Origin of the sequence: Sphingobium sp. HWE2-09, assembly GCF_035989265.1 — a bacterium.
Taxonomy (GTDB): Bacteria; Pseudomonadota; Alphaproteobacteria; order Sphingomonadales; family Sphingomonadaceae; genus Sphingobium.
This window is the reverse complement of the sequence record NZ_JAYKZX010000003.1, coordinates 149,194-164,934: the sequence shown is the minus strand read 5'-3', so window position 1 is coordinate 164,934 and position 15,741 is coordinate 149,194. Positions and strand designations below refer to the sequence as shown.

The window sequence follows — 15,741 nt, the reverse complement described above, 5'->3', positions numbered from 1 at the left end:
TGCGGGACGGGCATTGTCAACGCCGCGTCCAGCCATTTCAGCCCAATTCGATATGCCGTTCAACCGCCCATTGGGTCAAGCGCCCGCGAATATCGCTGACCCCGCCGTCCAGCAATTCGCGCATTTCTGCCCGCAATTCCTCCGCATCGATCATGCGGATCATCGCCTTGACCGGCCCGACCGACGCAGGCGTGATCGACAATCGCCGCACGCCCAACCCCACCAGCGCCATCGCCTCCAGCGTGCGCCCGCCCATCTCGCCGCAGACGCCGACGGGCACCTTATAATCGTGGCAGGTGCGCACCACCCGGTCCAGGAAGCGCAATATCGCGATGCTCAGCCAGTCATACCGCTCGGCCAGCTTGGGATGGGCGCGATCGGCGGCGAAGAGAAATTGCGTCAGGTCGTTGGTGCCGATCGACAGGAAGTCCAGCTTGGGTAGCAAGATGTCCAGCACCTCGGCCAACGCCGGCACCTCCAGCATCGCGCCATATTTGACCGCGATCGGCAGCTTCTTCTTGCGCGATTGCAGCCATTCGCGCTGATGCTCCAACAGGGCGCGCGCCTGTTCATATTCCCATGGTTCCGACACCATCGGGAACATCACGTAGAGCATCTTGCCCGCCGCCGCTTCCAACAGCGCGCGCGCCTGCGCCTTCATCAACGCATCGCGATCCAGCGCCAGCCGCAGCGCGCGCCAGCCCATCGCCGGATTATCCTCATGATCGTCATCGTCGCGCTGCATATAGGGCAGCGCCTTGTCCCCGCCGATGTCGACGGTGCGGAAGATCACCGGCCGGTCCCCCGCCGCATCCAGCACATCCTTATATAATCGCTGCTGCTTCTCCCGCTGCGGCAACGTCGCCGACACCAGGAACTGAAATTCGGTGCGGAACAGCCCGATGCCGTCCGCGCCGACCAGGTCCAGCGCCTGCGCATCCTCGCGCAGGCCCGCATTGACCATCAACTCCACCCGCTGCCCGTCCGCCGTCACCGACGGCAGGTCGCGCATCGCGACGAACTCGGCACGCCGCTTCTGCGTCACATGCAGCTTCGTCTCGAACGCTTCCTCCATGTCGGCGGTCGGGCGGATCAGCAGCGCATTGGCGCCCACATCCATCAGCACCAGGTCGCCTTCATTCACCAGATGGCGGATGTCGCGCACGCGGCCCAGCACCGGCACGCCCATGGCGCGCGCGACGATGGTGACATGGGCGGTCAGCGATCCTTCCTCCAGGATCACGCCCTTCAACCGTCGCCGGTCATATTCCAGCAATTCCGCCGGACCCAGGTTGCGCGCGATCAATATCGCGTCCTGCCGCAACCCCATCTGCGCCGCCGTGCCCAGCTGCCCCGATACGATGCGCAGCAGCCGGTTCGCCAGATCCTCCAGATCGTGCATCCGGTCGGACAGCAACGGGTCGTCGATCTGCCGCATCCGCATCCGGGTGCGCTGCTGCACCCGCTCGATCGCGGCTTCGGCGGTCAGGCCGCTGTCGATCGCCTCGTTGATGCGCCGCGTCCAGCCTTCGTCATAGGCGAACATCTTGTAGGTTTCGAGCACCTCCTGATGCTCGCCCTCCATGCCGAACTCGGCCGCGCCGGTCATCCGGTCGATCTGCTCGCGCATCTTGGCGAAGGCGGAAATGACGCGCTGTCGCTCGGCTTCCGTATCCTCCGCTACCGTATGTTCGACATGGACGCGCGGCTGGTGGAACACGACATGCCCCCGCGCCATGCCCATCACCAGCTGCAACCCATGCAGCATCGTCGTGCCCGTGTCCGTCACGCGCATGTCGGTCGGCCCGTCATCGGCCAGTTCGGCGTTGGCGATCAGCTCCGACATCACCATGGCGACGGTCTGGAGCGCCTCGATCTCCACCTCTTCATATTTGCGCGGATCGGCATGTTGCACGCATAGGACGCCGATCGCGCGCTCCCGCCGTACGATCGGCACGCCTGCGAAACTATGGAACAGTTCCTCGCCGGTTTCGGGGCGATAGGAAAAATCGGGATGCGACGCCGCCTCGTCCAGGTTCAGCGTTTCGACATTGGTGGCGATCAGGCCGACCAGCCCTTCCCCCTTCGCCATGCGGGTGACATGCACCGCCTCCTGCTTCAACCCGCGCGTCGCGAACAGTTCCAGCACGCCCTCGCGCACCAGATAGATGGAACAGACCTCGCTCGACAGCGATTCGCCGATAATCTCCACCACCTTGTTCAGCTTGGCCTGGGCGCTGTTGCGCGCGGCCATGACCTCCTGCAGGCGGATGAGGATCTGGCGGGCGGCGGCGGCGGGTGTGCTGGGCATGGTCCAGCGCTAACAGATTGACGCCCCGCTTTCCAAGGCGTTTCCTATGACGGCCCCGCCAATATTATTGAGCGGAACGCATTTGCATGGCGGAAACATTCTGTACAATCGTCCAGCAAGCTGGAAGCCCGTTACGGGCGCGCAGGGAGAACGGGATCATGGCAGCACAATTGGAACCGGCAATGGAACAGGAACTGGCGACACGCGGCTATTCGCGCCGCCAGATGGCGAAGGTCGCCGCCCTACTGGGCGCGGGCGCAGCCGCCATCCGCATTACCGGCGCAGGCGCGCAGCAGGCGGCCAAGCCGGTCGCAGGCGCGGTCCGCATCGGCGCCAACGAATGCTGGACCGGTCCCTTCCCCGTCGCCGCCGAAGCCGCCTTCAAGCTGGTGCAGGAAGGCAATCGCTACGAACCGGACAATGAGCATCAGAAATTGTTCGACGCCGTCGCCGCGGTGGAGGGCATTCCCGCCGATCGCGTCACTGCCTGGCCCGGCTCGTCGGACCCTTTGAGCCGCGTCGCCATCGCCTATGCCTCGCCCACGCGCGGCATCGTCACCGCCGACCCGACCTATGAAGCCATCTGGCGCACCGGCGCCTGGATCGGCGCGCCGGTCAAGAAAGTGCCGCTGACCAAGGATTATGCCCATGACGTAAAGGCGATGCTGGCGGCGGACCCCAATGCGGGCGTCTATTATATCTGCTCGCCCAACAACCCGACCGGCACCGTCACACCGATCGCCGACATCGAATGGCTGGCGAACAACAAGCCCAAGGATTCGATCCTGGTCGTGGACGAAGCGTATATTCATTGGGTCGACGGCCCCAACGCCGCCAAGCTCGCCGCCACCCGCGACGATGTGCTGATCCTGCGCACCTTCTCCAAATTGTTCGGCATGGCAGGCATGCGCCTGGGCCTCACCTTCGCGTCGCCTACGCTCATGGAAAAGATGATGCGCTATGATGGCGGGCAGGTGACGGCGATGCTGCCGATGACCGCCGTCGCCTGCGGCACCGTCTCCGTCGCCCAGGCCGACCTCATCAAGGCGCGCCGCGCCGAAATGGACGCCGCGCGCGAAAAGTCGGTCAGCCATTTGAAGGCCAAGGGGATCAAAGTCATCCCCGGTAGCCACGCCAATATGTTCATGGTCGATTGGGGCACCAAATCCGCCAAGGACATGCAGGCCGCCCTGCTCGCCGCCAATGTGCAGATCGGCCGCAACTGGCCGATCTGGCCCACCGTCTCGCGCGTGTCGGTCGGCTCCATGGCCGAAATGGAAGCCTTCAACGCCGCCATCGACAAGGTGTGGAAGGCGTAAGCGCAGCATGGGAGGATGCACAAACGCGCTACCCTCCCCCTCGTCATCCCGGGCTTGACCCGGGATGACGCTGCGAAGCGGGCCGGGCGACGCGCAGTAAAACCGTAATCCTCGTCATCCCGGGCTCGACCCGGGATCCCGCTGCCTTCTTGGACGGCACGACACTGTTCAACGACGGATAAGCGGGACCCCGGGTCAAGCCCGGGGTGACGGTAAACGGGATATTCTCGTTTCATCCATCCCGACCTGACCTCGCATCACAAAATTTCCATAAAATCTCAGGCGGCGCATTGCGGAAATGCGCCGCCTTTTCGTCTCTCCCTATGTGACTGATGCCATTGCAGACAGGGGACGGACGACATGACCATGATGCTGACCAAGGATGCCAAGGACGATATGATCGAGCGCGGCTATTCGCGCCGCCAACTGGGTGAAATCACCGCGCTGCTGGGCGCGGGCGTCGCCGCCAGCTCGCTGCTCGGCGGCACTGCGATGGCGCAGCAGCAGGCCGCGCGCGGCGTCAAGGGCGCGGTGCGCATCGGCTCCAACGAATGCTGGACCGGCCCTTTCCCTTCGGGCGTTCAGGCCGCCGCCGAAGCCGCCTCGTTCGGCAACTGGTACGATCCCGACAATTATAAGGGCGACCTCATCAAGACCGTCGCCGCGGTAGAAGGCATCCCCGAAGCGCAGGTCATGCCCTGGCCCGGCTCGGGCGGCCCGCTGGTCAGCATCGTGGCGGCCTATTGCTCGCCGACCAAAGGGCTGGTGACCGCTGATCCGACCTTCGAATCCGCCTGGCGCACCGCCGATTATATGAAGGCGCCCATTGCCAAGGCGCCCCAGGCCATCGGCAAGGGCCATGACGTGAAGGCCATGCTCGCCGCCAATCCGAATGCGGGCCTCTATTATATCTGCACGCCCAACAACCCGACCGGCACCATCACCCCGCTGGCCGACATCAAATGGCTGCTCGATAACAAGCCCGCCGATTCCATGCTGCTGGTGGACGAAGCCTATATCCACTTCTCCGAAGCGCCCAGCGCCGCCTCGCTGATCGGCACCCGCAAGGACATCATCGTCATGCGGACCTTCTCGAAGCTGTTCGGCATGGCGGGCGTGCGCCTCGGCCTCACCTTCGCCGATCCCGAAGTGCAGAAGCGCATCTCGCTCTTCGGCCCCTCGGCCGGTGGCCTGGCGATCACCGCCATGCATTGCGGCAATGCGGTCTATAAGGAAGCCGCCCTCATCAAGGCGCGCCGCAACGAAATGATCGGCAACCGCGACGAAACCATCGCCTGGCTCACCAAGAAGGGCATCGCCGTCCAGCCGGGCAGCCAGGCCAACATGTTCATGGTCGACTGGAAAAAGCCCGCCAAGGATATGCAGGCCGCCCTGCTCGCCTCGCCGGAAAAGGTACAGATCGGCCGCAACTGGCCCATCTGGCCCACCGTCTCGCGCGTGACCGTCGGTTCCGCCGACGACATGGCCAAATTCCGCGCCGCCGTGGAGAAAGTCTATAAGGCTTAAGGCGACCGCCACCGTTACGAAGGAAAGGGGCGTCCGGGCAACCGGGCGCCTTTTTTGTGGGCGGGCGGGTAAAGCCCGTCATTCCTTGCGATCCAGCGTCCTACCGCCCTCAATTCAGGTGCAAGGCGGCATCATAATCCTGTCCTGGCCCGATGATCCGGTGGATGAAAATGCGATCCGGCTCGACGGAATAGAGAATCCCATATCCTTTGTGAGATCGCCGCCTGATCCCATATCGCTCGTAGCGCGGAACCAGCGGGAAGGCGCGTGCCATGTCCACCAAGCGCTTGGCAATGTCGCGCAACTCGCCCACGAAAGAGATCGCGCGTGCAGGGTTATCCTTTTCGATATATCTCCGGATGCCTTCCAGGTCGCGCATAGCCCGTGTGGACAGCGCGACCGTCATGGACGGGATTGACCGTTCGTCATTGTCTGAATGTCGGCAATAAGAGCATCGCAAACCTCGTCGAAATCATGGCCGCCTCCGGCCTTCATCTCCTGCAGGCTTTCATCGATCGACGCATCCAGTTCCTTCAGCCAGCGCTCTTCGTCCATAATCGCGCTTTGATCGCGGCGGATCAGGTCGCGCACATAGTCGCTGACACTGGCATATTGGCCGCTATCGATGCGATTTTGCACATAGTCCCGCATAAGGTCGGGCAGCGAAATATTCATGGTCGCCATCGGCCGACACCTCCAACCTCCGATATGGCAAAAATTGCCACCACGTTCAACGCTTAAGCTCGTCGGCGGCGTGAAGTGATTGAAGACGTTTCCAATCAGAACGCTTTGCAGCACGACGGCCCGCTATAGCACGGCGCAAACTCATCTCCGCCCCCTGTCCTACACACCCCCAACCATGCCACCCTCCCCGGCATGACCCAACCAGATCTCCTCCACTTCACCCCCGTCCCCCATGCCCGCCGCGCGCGCGGATGGACCCCGGACGCGCAACTGGCGTTCATCGCCGCCCTGTCCCGCTGCGGCGTGGTGGCGCAGGCGGCGCGCAGCGTGGGCTGTACGCCGCGATCGGCCTATTATCTGCGACAACGTCTCGGCGCGGAGAGTTTCGCCGCCGCCTGGGACTGGGCGCTGGAAATGGGCTTGGACGAAAGCCGCGCCCGCGCCGTCGCGCTCGCCAGGGAACGACAGGAACGCCCGATCGTCCGGCGCGGCCAGATCGTCGGCATGCGCACCCACACCAACCTCCGTCTGCTATTCGCGGCCTTGCGCGCCCTGGGCGCGGACGGCAGCGGCGCGCGTGCGATGATGCCGCATCGCCAGCGTATCGCCGCGCGGGACATGCTGGGCAGGCTGGCTGATCTTGGCCCGTTCAGCCCGGCGGAATGGGATGCGCTGCGGCCCGCCCTGACGGCGCTGGGCGGCTCCGCCGCACCACCACCGCACGCAGCGCCCTTGTCATAATCTGTCGCCGGTAGGAAATAACATGTCGAAATCTGCGGGAAATATGCGAAGTTAAGCGCAACATTTCCACCGGAGACCCCCACCCTCATGCGCACCAACCGCCGCGATTTCCTCGCCGTCGGCGCTTCCGCCCTTAGCCTGTCCGCCCTCCCCGCCCGCGCCGCCGCCACGCCGGACGCCGCCGCCCAGGCGCTGCTCGCCGACATGGCCGAAGCGATGCTGGCCGACGCGCCCGAAAGCGCCAGCGGCCTTGGCATCGACACCGGCGCGCGCGCGCCGCTCAAAAGCCGCCTCGGCAACAAGACGCCCGCAGGGCAAGCGCAGATTGCCGCCCATGTGAAGGACCGCCTCGCCCGCCTGCGGGCTATCGATCTTGCCCCGCTATCGCCCGCGACCCGCATCGATGTCGAAGTCGCGCTGACCGCGCATCAGACCGCGGACGAAGGCTTCGCCTTCCCCTTCGGCGACATGGCGATCATGAACAGCAACTGGTCCTACCGCAACAGCCCCTATGCCGTCGCGCAAAATACCGGCAGCTTCGTGGAAACCCCCGACTTCCTCGATTCCAACCACGCCATCGCCAACAGTGCCGACGCCGACGCCTATCTCGCCCGCCTCACCGCCTATGCCGCGAACCTGGCGGGCGAAACCGAACGTCTCAAACATGACGCCGCCATCGGCGTCACAGCCCCCGCCTTCCTGCTCGATAAAACCTTGAAGCAAATGAACAGCGTGCAGGCCCAGCCGATCGACCAGCAAGTGCCCGTCGCCTCCATCGCCCGCCGGACCAAGGACATGCCGGGCGACTATGCCGCCAAGGCCGCGCAGATCGTGAAGGACCAGGTCGCCCCCGCCCTCACCACCCAGATCGCCGAACTCACCCGCCAGCGCGCCACCGCCACGATGGACGCGGGCGTCTGGAAACTGCCGCAGGGCGACGCCTATTATGCCTGGGCGCTCAAGGCCGGCACCACCACCACGATGACACCGGAGGAAGTGCACAAGCTTGGCCTCGCCCAACTCGCCGCGCTGCAATCGCAGATGGACGGCCTGCTCAAACAGCTTGGCATGACCAAAGGCACGGTCGGCGAACGCATGACCGCGATGGGCAAAGACCCCCAATATCTCTTCCCCAACACTGACGCGGGCCGCGCGCAGATCCTCAACTTCATCGACGGCCGCCTGGCCGACATCCGCACCCGCCTGCCCCGCGCCTTCGCGACGCTGGTCCCCGCCAAGCTGATCGTCAAACGCGTACCGGTGGAGATCGAAGCGGGCGCGCCCGGCGCCTATGCCGGGGCGGGATCGATCGACGGATCGGTCCCCGGCAACTATTATATCAACCTGCGCGATACCAGCATCTGGCCGCGCTACAGCCTACCCACGCTCTGCTATCATGAAGGCATTCCCGGCCATATCTGGCAGGGCGAATATACCTACAAGCTGCCGCTGATCCGCTCGCTCCTCGCCTTCAACGCCTATAGCGAAGGCTGGGCGCTCTATGCCGAGCAGCTGGGCGACGAACTGGGCGCCTATGACGGCGACATCGCCGGGCGGCTGGGCTATCTCCAATCGATCGCCTATCGCTGCTGCCGCCTTGTGGTCGACACCGGCCTCCACGCCAAGCGCTGGACGCGGACCCAAGCCATCCACTGGTTCGCCACCACCAACGGTTCGACCGTCGAGGACGTACAGGCCGAAGTCGATCGCTACTGCGCCTGGCCCGGCCAGGCCTGCGGCTACAAGGTCGGCCATGGCGAAATCGTCCGCCTGCGCGCACAGGCGCAAAAGACGCTGGGCGACAGGTTCGACTTCCGCCTGTTCAACGACGCCGTGGTCAAGGGCGGCGGCGTGCCGATGACCGTGCTTGGCAAGAGCATCGACGCCTGGGTGAAGGAGCGGAAGGGGGCATAGCCAGAACATCGTGTTCCCGCGAAGGCGGGAACCCAGTCGCACCGTTTCAACTGGGCTCCCGCCTTCGCGGGAGCACACTGCCCTAAATCCCAGCATAAAAAAGGCCGGAGGATCGCTCCCCCGGCCCTTTCCTACACAATCAAAATCTGCGCTTACCCGACGAACGCCCGCTCGATCACGAACTGCCCCGGCGCCGCGTTGGAGCCTTCGGTGAACCCTTCCGCTTCGAAATACGCCCCGAACTGCTTGATCATTTCCATGCTGCCGCACATCATGATCCGGTCGGTTTCGGGGTCGAACTTCGCCGCGCCCGGAATCCCCTCAAACAACGCGCCGCTTTCGACCAGCTTGTCGATCCGCGCGCTATGCCCGTCGAATGGCTCGCGCGTCACGGTCGGCACATAATGGAATTGCGTCGCGGCCTGTTCGGACACCAGCGGGTCTTCCGCCCACTTGCCTTCCATCTCCTCGCGGAAGGCCAGGTCGCTCACCCGGCGCACCGAATGCACCACGACGACCTGCTCGTAAAACTCGTACACGTCCGGGTCACGCGGCAAACTCAGGAACGGGGCCAGCCCGGTCCCCGTCGACAACATGATCAGCCGCTTGCCCGGCAACAGCGCGTCCGTCACCAGCGTGCCGGTCGGCTTGCGACCCAGGTAAATCTGGTCACCCGGCTCGATCAGCTGCAACTTGCTCGTCAGCGGGCCGTCTTCGACCTTGATCGACAGGAACTCGATTTCCTCGTCCCAGGCGGGACTGGCGATCGAGTAAGCGCGCAGCAACGGCTTGCCATTATCGCCCTTCAACCCGATCATGATGAACTCGCCCGAGCGGAAGCGGAAGCTGGCGGGCCGCGTGATGCGGAAACTGAACAGATGCTCGTTCCAGTGCTTCACCGACAGCACGGTTTCCACGGAAAGCGCGCCGGTGGGTTCCAATACCGGCTTTTCGATCGTCACGTCGGTCAACACCTTATCCTTGCAATGCTGTGCACCGCCGGACGGCGATGCTTTTTGCGGATCGTTCGCAATAAAGTCCAGACCCGCAATTGGCCTGCCCGCATGGCGAAGGCAAGGCCAAAAAAACTTGTCGCGGCGATAGGGCGTCCTTCACACGAGCGCCCGCTACGTTCAGCCGAACAGGCCTTTGGCAAAGCCGCTCAGGTCGTTCATCGGACTACCATCGCCATCCTTGTCGAAGAAGCCGCCCAGCTTGCCCAATATCGCTTCGGGTCCGCCGAAGGTGCCCAGCAATTCCTGCAACTTGTCCGCCGACACGCCATGCTCCGCCGCCGTCTCCGCCAGTGCGGACACGCTGGTTTCGCCCGACCCGATCTTGGCGCTGATCTCGCTCAGCAAGGCCTGCATCTGTTCCGGGCTGACGCCGATCTGCGCCGCAATGCTTTCCAGCCCACCCATCTTGCCGATCAGATTGTCGAACATGCTCATGACTCCATCAATAACGGCGCCAGCATAGCACTCGCCGCCCCTCGCCAAAAGCAAAAGAGCCAGGGAATCACCCCGGCTCTTGGCACTATGTGTTCCTGCGAAGGCAGGAACCCAGTTCCACCTTACCACATCGTGGAAAGGGCAGAACTAGGCTCCCGCCTTCGCGGGAGCACCAAGGATTATATCAAGCCGCCGTCAGCGCAGCCCCACGCACGCCATCGTCGACATGGTCCACGAACTGCGCGAAATTGTCCACGAAGGCGTTGACCAACGTCGCCGCCGTCGCGTCATAGGCATCCTTGTCCGCCCACATGGCGCGCGGGTCGAGGATGGTCGGCTCCACGCCATTGACCGCGACCGGCACGTCGAACCCGAAATTGGGATCGGTGCGGAACTCGGCTTCGTTCAGGCTGCCATCCAGCGCCGCGTTCAGCAACGCGCGCGTCACCTTGATCGGCATCCGCTTGATGCCGGGCATCGTCGCCTTGCCGCCCGCCCAACCGGTATTGACCAGCCAGCAGGTCACGCCGCCCTTGTTGATCCGCTCTTTGAGCAGATTGCCGTAGACGCTGGGGTGACGCGGCATGAACGGCGCGCCAAAGCAGGTGGAGAAGGTCGCGGTCGGCTCGGTCACGCCGATCTCGGTCCCGGCGACGCGCGCGGTATAGCCCGACAGGAAGTGATACATCGCCTGTTCCGGCGTCAGCCGCGCGATCGGCGGCAACACGCCATAGGCGTCGGCGGTCAGGAAGATGATATTCTTGGGCACCGGCCCCAGATTCTTCTCCGACGTGTTCGGGATGAAGTCGATCGGGTAGGAACCGCGGCTGTTCTCGGCCAGGCTGTTGTCGTCCAGGTCGATCGTGCGCGTGTCTTCATCGATCACGACATTTTCCAGCACCGTGCCGAAGCGCTTGGTGGTGGCGAAGATTTCCGGTTCGGCCTCGGCCGACAGGTTAATCATCTTAGCATAGCAGCCGCCTTCGAAATTGAAGACCGCCGTGTCCGACCAGCCATGCTCGTCGTCGCCGATCAGCGTGCGGCTGGCGTCCGCCGACAGGGTCGTCTTGCCCGTGCCCGACAGGCCGAAAAAGACGGCGGTGTCGCCATTGGGGCCGATATTGGCGGAGCAATGCATCGGCATCACGCCCTTCACCGGCAGCAGGTAATTGAGGATGCCGAACACCGACTTCTTCATCTCACCGGCATAGGCGGTGCCGCCGATCAGGATCAGCTTCTCGGTGAAGTTGACCGCGACCACGGTTTCGCTGCGGCTGCCATGACGGGCCGGATCGGCCTTGAAAGTCGGCAGGTCGATGATCGTATATTCCGGCGCAAAGCCCGTCAGTTCATCGGCGGTGGGGCGCACCAGCAGGGTGCGGATGAACAGATTGTGCCAGGCGCGCTCGTTGATCACGCGCACATTGACGCGATGTTCGGGCTGCGACCCGCCGAACAGGTCGGCGACATAGAGCGTGCTCTTCTCACCCAGCGCCTTGAAGAAATCCTCCTTCAGCGCGGCGAAATGCTCGGGCGTCATCGCGACGTTGGTGGCACCCCACCAGACGGTATTTTCGGTCTCGGCATCGCGGACGATGAACTTGTCCTTGGCGCTGCGGCCGGTATGCTTGCCGGTCTTGACGACCAGCGGGCCGTCCTTGGACAATATGCCTTCGCCGTTGCGCACCGCGGCTTCGACCAGGGGGGCGGTGCCCAGATTCCAGAATTGGGTGGCATTGGTCGTAATGCCCTGGTCCGCCAGGGAGATTGAGGATTTGGCCTGCACGCCTTTGCTCCTGAATATGATATGTTCGTATCGCGTATCTTCATGCTCGCGACCGATCCGCCCCTTGGGCGCCGTTTGTATCGCACGGCGTCCCTTGCTGCTGACGATCAAACGCATAGGGCTTTGGGCGGACAGCGTCAAATCCCCGCGCGCAGCCATTTGTCCCGAATATCGACGGTCCGGGCGCACGACCTTCCGTTCAGCTTTCTTGCGACGACCATCACCTTGGTCTAACGCTGCCCCTCAATCCCTTTCACCATCATCTGGGACACCGCATGACCGCAACCATCGCCCTGGTGGATGACGACAAGAATATCCTGACATCGGTGTCGATCGCGCTGCAGACCGAAGGCTTTGTGACGCGCATCTATTCCGATCCCGAAAGCGCGCTGAAAGCACTGCTGGACAATCCGGCGGATCTGGCGGTGTTCGATATCAAGATGCCGCGCATGGACGGCCTGGAATTGCTGCGCCGCCTGCGCGAAAAAAGCCAGATGCCGGTCATCTTCCTGACATCCAAGGCGGACGAGCTTGACGAAGCGCTGGGCCTGGCGATGGGCGCGGACGATTATATCGCCAAGCCTTTCTCGCAGCGCCTGCTGCTGGCGCGCATCCGCGCCATTCTGCGCCGCGCCGAAGTCAGCAAGGCGTCCGACGCGCCCGACCAGCCGGTCGCCGACCCGATCGTGCGTGGCCGCCTGGAAATGGACCCGCCGCGCCACCGGGTCAAATGGAACGGGCAGGACGTCACCCTGACCGTCACCGAATTTCTGATCCTGGAAACGCTTGCGCAGCGGCCCGGCGTGGTCAAGAACCGCAACCAGTTGATGGACGCCGCCTATCAGGACGACGTCTATGTCGACGATCGCACGATCGACAGCCATATCAAGCGACTGCGGCGCAAATTCCGCGAGGTGGATTCCGACTTCAATGCAATCGACACCCTCTATGGCGCCGGATATCGTTTCTCGGAGGAGTGACGGCAGCGATGCCGGGTTGCGCTGGTCCGGGCGGATCAGCCTCACGCCCCGCATCCTGGCCGTCAACGTCTTCGCGCTGGCGCTGCTGGCAGGGGGCTTCTTCTATCTCGACAGCTATCGCACCCGCATCGTCGATGCGCGACTGGAACAGTCCGCCCGCGAATTGAAGCTGCTCGCCATCGGCCTGGAAAATGCGCCTGCCGACCGGCACGATGCGCTGATCGCCGCCTATGCCCGCCAGACCGGCGACCGGGTGCGTCGCTACGCCGCCGATGGCCGCCTGATCGCCGACAGCTTCACCATGGACGCGCCGCGCTACCGCCTGCGGTCGCCAGCGGAAGAGGAATGGCAGCGCCACGTCGCCCGCTTCCTGGACAAGGCGGTGGACCGGATCGTGTCGGCCGACCGGCCGCCCGACTTCACCGAGCCGACGGTCGATCGTGCCGAACATTGGCCCGAACTGCGGCTGGCGCGCAAGACCGGCCAGCCGCAGGCGATGAACCGCTACGCCCCCGACCGCACCTTCATGATCTCCGCGGCAACCGGCGTGCGCGACGGCACCGGGCTGCTGGCGACGGAAAATGCGCGCGACATCACCCGTATCGTCCGCGCCGAACGGCTGCGTCTGGGCATGGTGCTGGCGGTCGCCGCGCTCGCGTCCGTGCTGCTCTCGCTGTTCCTGGCGCGCACCATCGTCCGCCCGCTCCAGCGCCTAGCCCGCGCCGCCGTGCGCGTGCGCCTGGGCCGTGCGCGCGAAGTCACCGTGCCCCGCCTGCCCGAACGCCGCGACGAGATCGGCATGCTCGCCCGCGCCCTGTCCGACATGAGCCACGCCCTGCGTCAGCGGATCGACGCGACCGATGCCTTCGCCGCCGATGTCAGTCACGAACTCAAGAATCCGATCGCCTCGCTGCGCTCCGCCCTCGATTCGCTCGACCGGGTGGGCGTGGACCGGCCCGATCTGCGCGACCAGTTGATGGCCATCGCCCAGGACGATGTCCGCCGCCTCGACCGGCTCGTCACCGACATCGCAGAAGCCTCGCGCGTCGACGCCGAACTCTCCCGCACCCGGTTCGAGCCGATCGATCTTGGCCTGCTGATCGAACGCATGGTGATCGCCCGCGAAGCGCGCGGCGTGCCGCGCAGCGTCCGCTTGGCCTTCGCCCGCCCGCGCAAGGATGTCGCAGTGGTCCTGGGCGAGGAAGGCCGCCTGATCCGCGTGCTCGACAACCTGATCGACAATGCCGTGTCCTTCTCGCCCGACGGCGGCCTGGTGCAGATCATCGCCACCGTCGCCGACCATGAAGTGCTGGTCAGCGTGGAGGATGAAGGGCCGGGCGTGCCGGAGTCCGAGCGCGAACATATCTTCCGCCGCTTCCACAGCGTCCGCCCGGAAGGGGAGACGTTCGGCAAACATTCGGGCCTGGGCCTCGCCATCGCCCGCTCCATCATCGAAGGGCATCAGGGCAAGATCGGCATCGGCGACCGCGAGGATGCGCTAAGCGGCGCGCGTTTCATCCTGCGCCTGCCGATGGCGGTGGAGCGCGACCCGGGCATCGTTTCGGAATAGGACGGGCCGCCGCCCCAACATCATTCCCAACATCGCCAACACAGGTTAGAAGGATGCCGGGGATATGGCGCGCGCACTTTCATCCGAAACGCTACATGCGACCAGCGTGGCTATTGACGGCCGCGTCGTGCTGCTCTGCGGGCCGAGCGGCGCGGGCAAGTCCGATCTGGCGCTCCGCCTGATCGATCGCGGCGCCGTGCTGGTGAGCGACGACTACAGCCTGATCAAGCGCATCGACGGGCGGCTGCTCGCCACCGCACCCGACACGATCCGGGGCAAGATGGAAGTACGCGGCCTGGGCATCGTCGCCATGCCGGTGGTGGAGGAAGCGCCCGTCGCGCTGCTCGCTGACCTGTTCGACAAGGTCGACCGGATGCCGCTCACTCCCTTCCATCGCGCGATCGCCGGGATCGACGTGCCGGTGGTGAAAATCGCCCCGTTCGAAGCCTCCGCCCCGATCAAGGTCGAACTGGCGCTCAAGGCGCTGGGGCTGAAAGATCTGGCCGCATCATGAGCCAACCCAAGTCCATCCTGCTGCTGTCGGGCCTGTCAGGCGCGGGCAAGACCACAGCGCTCAAGACGCTGGAGGATATGGGCTGGGAAGTGGTGGACAATCTTCCCCTCGTCCTGCTCGACCGGCTGCTCGACACCCCCCTGCCCGCGGGCCATGCGGGCGCGGACGAGCGGCCGCTGGCCTTGGGTATCGACGCGCGCACCCGTGACTTCGACGCCAACGCCATCGTCCAGCGGATCAAGGCGATGCGCGAACGCCATGGCCACGACATCGAAACCCTGTTCCTCGATTGCTCCGGCACCGAACTGGAGCGACGCTTCGCCGAAACCCGCCGTCGCCATCCGTTGGCGCTCGACCGCCCCGCCGCCGATGGCATCGCCCGCGAACGCGAACTGACCGAACCGCTGCGCCGCTGGGCGACGCAGGTGATCGACACGACCGGCTTCACCAGCAACTCGCTGCAACAGGAAATTCGCAACCGCTTCTCCCGCGAGCGCCTGTCGGACCCAGTGCTGACGATCCTGTCCTTCGGCTTTTCGCGCGGCGTGCCCCGCAATGCCGACCTGATGTTCGACATGCGCTTCCTGCGCAACCCGCATTGGGACGCGGACCTGCGGCCCAAGACCGGGCTGGACCCGGAGGTCGCCGCCTATATCCAGGCCGATCCCGCTTATGAGGAAGCGGTGGGGAAGATCGAGGATCTGCTCGCCACCCTGTTGCCGCGCTATTCGGAGGGCGGAAAGGCCTATATCACCGTGGCGTTCGGCTGTACGGGGGGCAAGCACCGCTCCGTCCATGTGGCGGAACGTGTCGCGAACTACTTGCAAGCCGCGGGCTTTTCGCCCACGGTCTTGCACCGCAATATTGAATCGACGCCCCAGGACAGTCTGGAGAAGCGTCGTCCGGGAGGCCCGAAAGCAATATCATGAAGCAGGTGGGCCGCA

The 15,741-nt window shown here is 64.5% G+C and carries 14 protein-coding genes; 8 read left to right on the top strand and 6 right to left on the bottom strand.

Annotated features, from left to right (window positions below):
* Positions 1-37 precede the first annotated feature (37 nt).
* Positions 38-2,311, bottom strand: a complete 2,274-nt coding sequence (ptsP, locus tag U5A89_RS06375; RefSeq protein ID WP_338160362.1) for a phosphoenolpyruvate--protein phosphotransferase — start codon at positions 2,309-2,311, stop codon at positions 38-40.
* Between the two features lie 158 nt (positions 2,312-2,469).
* Here ptsP and U5A89_RS06370 point away from each other — a divergent pair, with 158 nt between their 5' ends.
* Together U5A89_RS06370 and U5A89_RS06365 are read left to right on the top strand one after the other, a co-directional pair.
* Entirely contained in the window at positions 2,470-3,630 is a 1,161-nt protein-coding gene (locus tag U5A89_RS06370; RefSeq protein ID WP_338160361.1) for a pyridoxal phosphate-dependent aminotransferase, read from the top strand.
* A gap of 360 nt (positions 3,631-3,990) precedes the next feature.
* Complete coding sequence (locus tag U5A89_RS06365) at positions 3,991-5,157, top strand: pyridoxal phosphate-dependent aminotransferase (RefSeq protein ID WP_338160360.1); 1,167 nt, start codon at positions 3,991-3,993, stop codon at positions 5,155-5,157.
* 109 nt (positions 5,158-5,266) lie between these two features.
* Here U5A89_RS06365 and U5A89_RS06360 read toward each other — a convergent pair whose 3' ends face one another.
* The gene (locus tag U5A89_RS06360; RefSeq protein WP_338160359.1) at positions 5,267-5,563 is read right to left on the bottom strand and encodes a type II toxin-antitoxin system RelE/ParE family toxin; all 297 of its coding nucleotides are present in this window, start codon (positions 5,561-5,563) and stop codon (positions 5,267-5,269) included.
* Positions 5,560-5,955 (bottom strand): type II toxin-antitoxin system ParD family antitoxin, encoded by a 396-nt coding sequence (locus tag U5A89_RS06355; protein WP_338160358.1) that lies wholly within the window; start codon positions 5,953-5,955, stop codon positions 5,560-5,562. Before U5A89_RS06355 ends, U5A89_RS06360 begins: the two co-directional genes overlap by 4 nt.
* Positions 5,956-6,033: 78 nt before the next feature.
* Between U5A89_RS06355 and U5A89_RS06350 the strand changes: the two genes are divergently transcribed.
* Positions 6,034-6,582 (top strand): hypothetical protein, encoded by a 549-nt coding sequence (locus U5A89_RS06350; RefSeq protein WP_338160357.1) that lies wholly within the window; start codon positions 6,034-6,036, stop codon positions 6,580-6,582.
* Between the two features lie 87 nt (positions 6,583-6,669).
* On the top strand, positions 6,670-8,496 hold the full coding sequence (locus tag U5A89_RS06345) for a DUF885 domain-containing protein (RefSeq protein ID WP_338160356.1): 1,827 nt from the start codon (positions 6,670-6,672) through the stop codon (positions 8,494-8,496).
* 152 nt (positions 8,497-8,648) lie between these two features.
* Here the strand turns inward: U5A89_RS06345 and U5A89_RS06340 are convergent, their stop codons facing one another.
* The 3 genes from U5A89_RS06340 to U5A89_RS06330 form a co-directional block, all read right to left on the bottom strand.
* On the bottom strand, positions 8,649-9,467 hold the full coding sequence (locus U5A89_RS06340) for a ferredoxin--NADP reductase (protein ID WP_338160355.1): 819 nt from the start codon (positions 9,465-9,467) through the stop codon (positions 8,649-8,651).
* 162 nt (positions 9,468-9,629) lie between these two features.
* Entirely contained in the window at positions 9,630-9,947 is a 318-nt protein-coding gene (locus U5A89_RS06335) for a hypothetical protein (protein WP_338160354.1), read from the bottom strand.
* A gap of 184 nt (positions 9,948-10,131) precedes the next feature.
* Positions 10,132-11,733: a phosphoenolpyruvate carboxykinase gene (locus tag U5A89_RS06330; protein ID WP_338160353.1), complete on the bottom strand. Its 1,602-nt coding sequence runs from the start codon at positions 11,731-11,733 to the stop codon at positions 10,132-10,134.
* Positions 11,734-12,008: 275 nt separating this feature from the next.
* Here U5A89_RS06330 and U5A89_RS06325 point away from each other — a divergent pair, with 275 nt between their 5' ends.
* The 4 genes from U5A89_RS06325 (at position 12,009) to rapZ (ending at position 15,726) form a co-directional block, all read left to right on the top strand.
* A complete protein-coding gene (locus U5A89_RS06325) occupies positions 12,009-12,713 on the top strand; it encodes a response regulator transcription factor (RefSeq protein WP_338160352.1) in 705 nt (234 codons plus the stop codon).
* Complete coding sequence (locus tag U5A89_RS06320; RefSeq protein WP_338160351.1) at positions 12,682-14,283, top strand: sensor histidine kinase; 1,602 nt, start codon at positions 12,682-12,684, stop codon at positions 14,281-14,283. Before U5A89_RS06325 ends, U5A89_RS06320 begins: the two co-directional genes overlap by 32 nt.
* A 64-nt stretch (positions 14,284-14,347) precedes the next feature.
* Complete coding sequence (locus tag U5A89_RS06315) at positions 14,348-14,797, top strand: HPr kinase/phosphorylase (RefSeq protein ID WP_338160350.1); 450 nt, start codon at positions 14,348-14,350, stop codon at positions 14,795-14,797.
* Positions 14,794-15,726: an RNase adapter RapZ gene (rapZ, locus tag U5A89_RS06310; protein ID WP_338160349.1), complete on the top strand. Its 933-nt coding sequence runs from the start codon at positions 14,794-14,796 to the stop codon at positions 15,724-15,726. The genes U5A89_RS06315 and rapZ overlap by 4 nt, the downstream gene beginning before the upstream one ends.
* The last annotated feature ends 15 nt before the right edge of the window (positions 15,727-15,741 follow it).

Coding starts and splice junctions, on each gene's coding strand:
- ptsP (WP_338160362.1), bottom strand. CDS start 2,311: ATGCCCAGCACACCCGCCGCCGCCGCCCGCCAGATCCTCATCCGCCTG.
- U5A89_RS06370 (WP_338160361.1), top strand. CDS start 2,470: ATGGCAGCACAATTGGAACCGGCAATGGAACAGGAACTGGCGACACGC.
- U5A89_RS06365 (WP_338160360.1), top strand. CDS start 3,991: ATGACCATGATGCTGACCAAGGATGCCAAGGACGATATGATCGAGCGC.
- U5A89_RS06360 (WP_338160359.1), bottom strand. CDS start 5,563: ATGACGGTCGCGCTGTCCACACGGGCTATGCGCGACCTGGAAGGCATC.
- U5A89_RS06350 (WP_338160357.1), top strand. CDS start 6,034: ATGACCCAACCAGATCTCCTCCACTTCACCCCCGTCCCCCATGCCCGC.
- U5A89_RS06345 (WP_338160356.1), top strand. CDS start 6,670: ATGCGCACCAACCGCCGCGATTTCCTCGCCGTCGGCGCTTCCGCCCTT.
- U5A89_RS06335 (WP_338160354.1), bottom strand. CDS start 9,947: ATGAGCATGTTCGACAATCTGATCGGCAAGATGGGTGGGCTGGAAAGC.
- U5A89_RS06325 (WP_338160352.1), top strand. CDS start 12,009: ATGACCGCAACCATCGCCCTGGTGGATGACGACAAGAATATCCTGACA.
- U5A89_RS06320 (WP_338160351.1), top strand. CDS start 12,682: ATGGCGCCGGATATCGTTTCTCGGAGGAGTGACGGCAGCGATGCCGGG.
- U5A89_RS06315 (WP_338160350.1), top strand. CDS start 14,348: ATGGCGCGCGCACTTTCATCCGAAACGCTACATGCGACCAGCGTGGCT.
- rapZ (WP_338160349.1), top strand. CDS start 14,794: ATGAGCCAACCCAAGTCCATCCTGCTGCTGTCGGGCCTGTCAGGCGCG.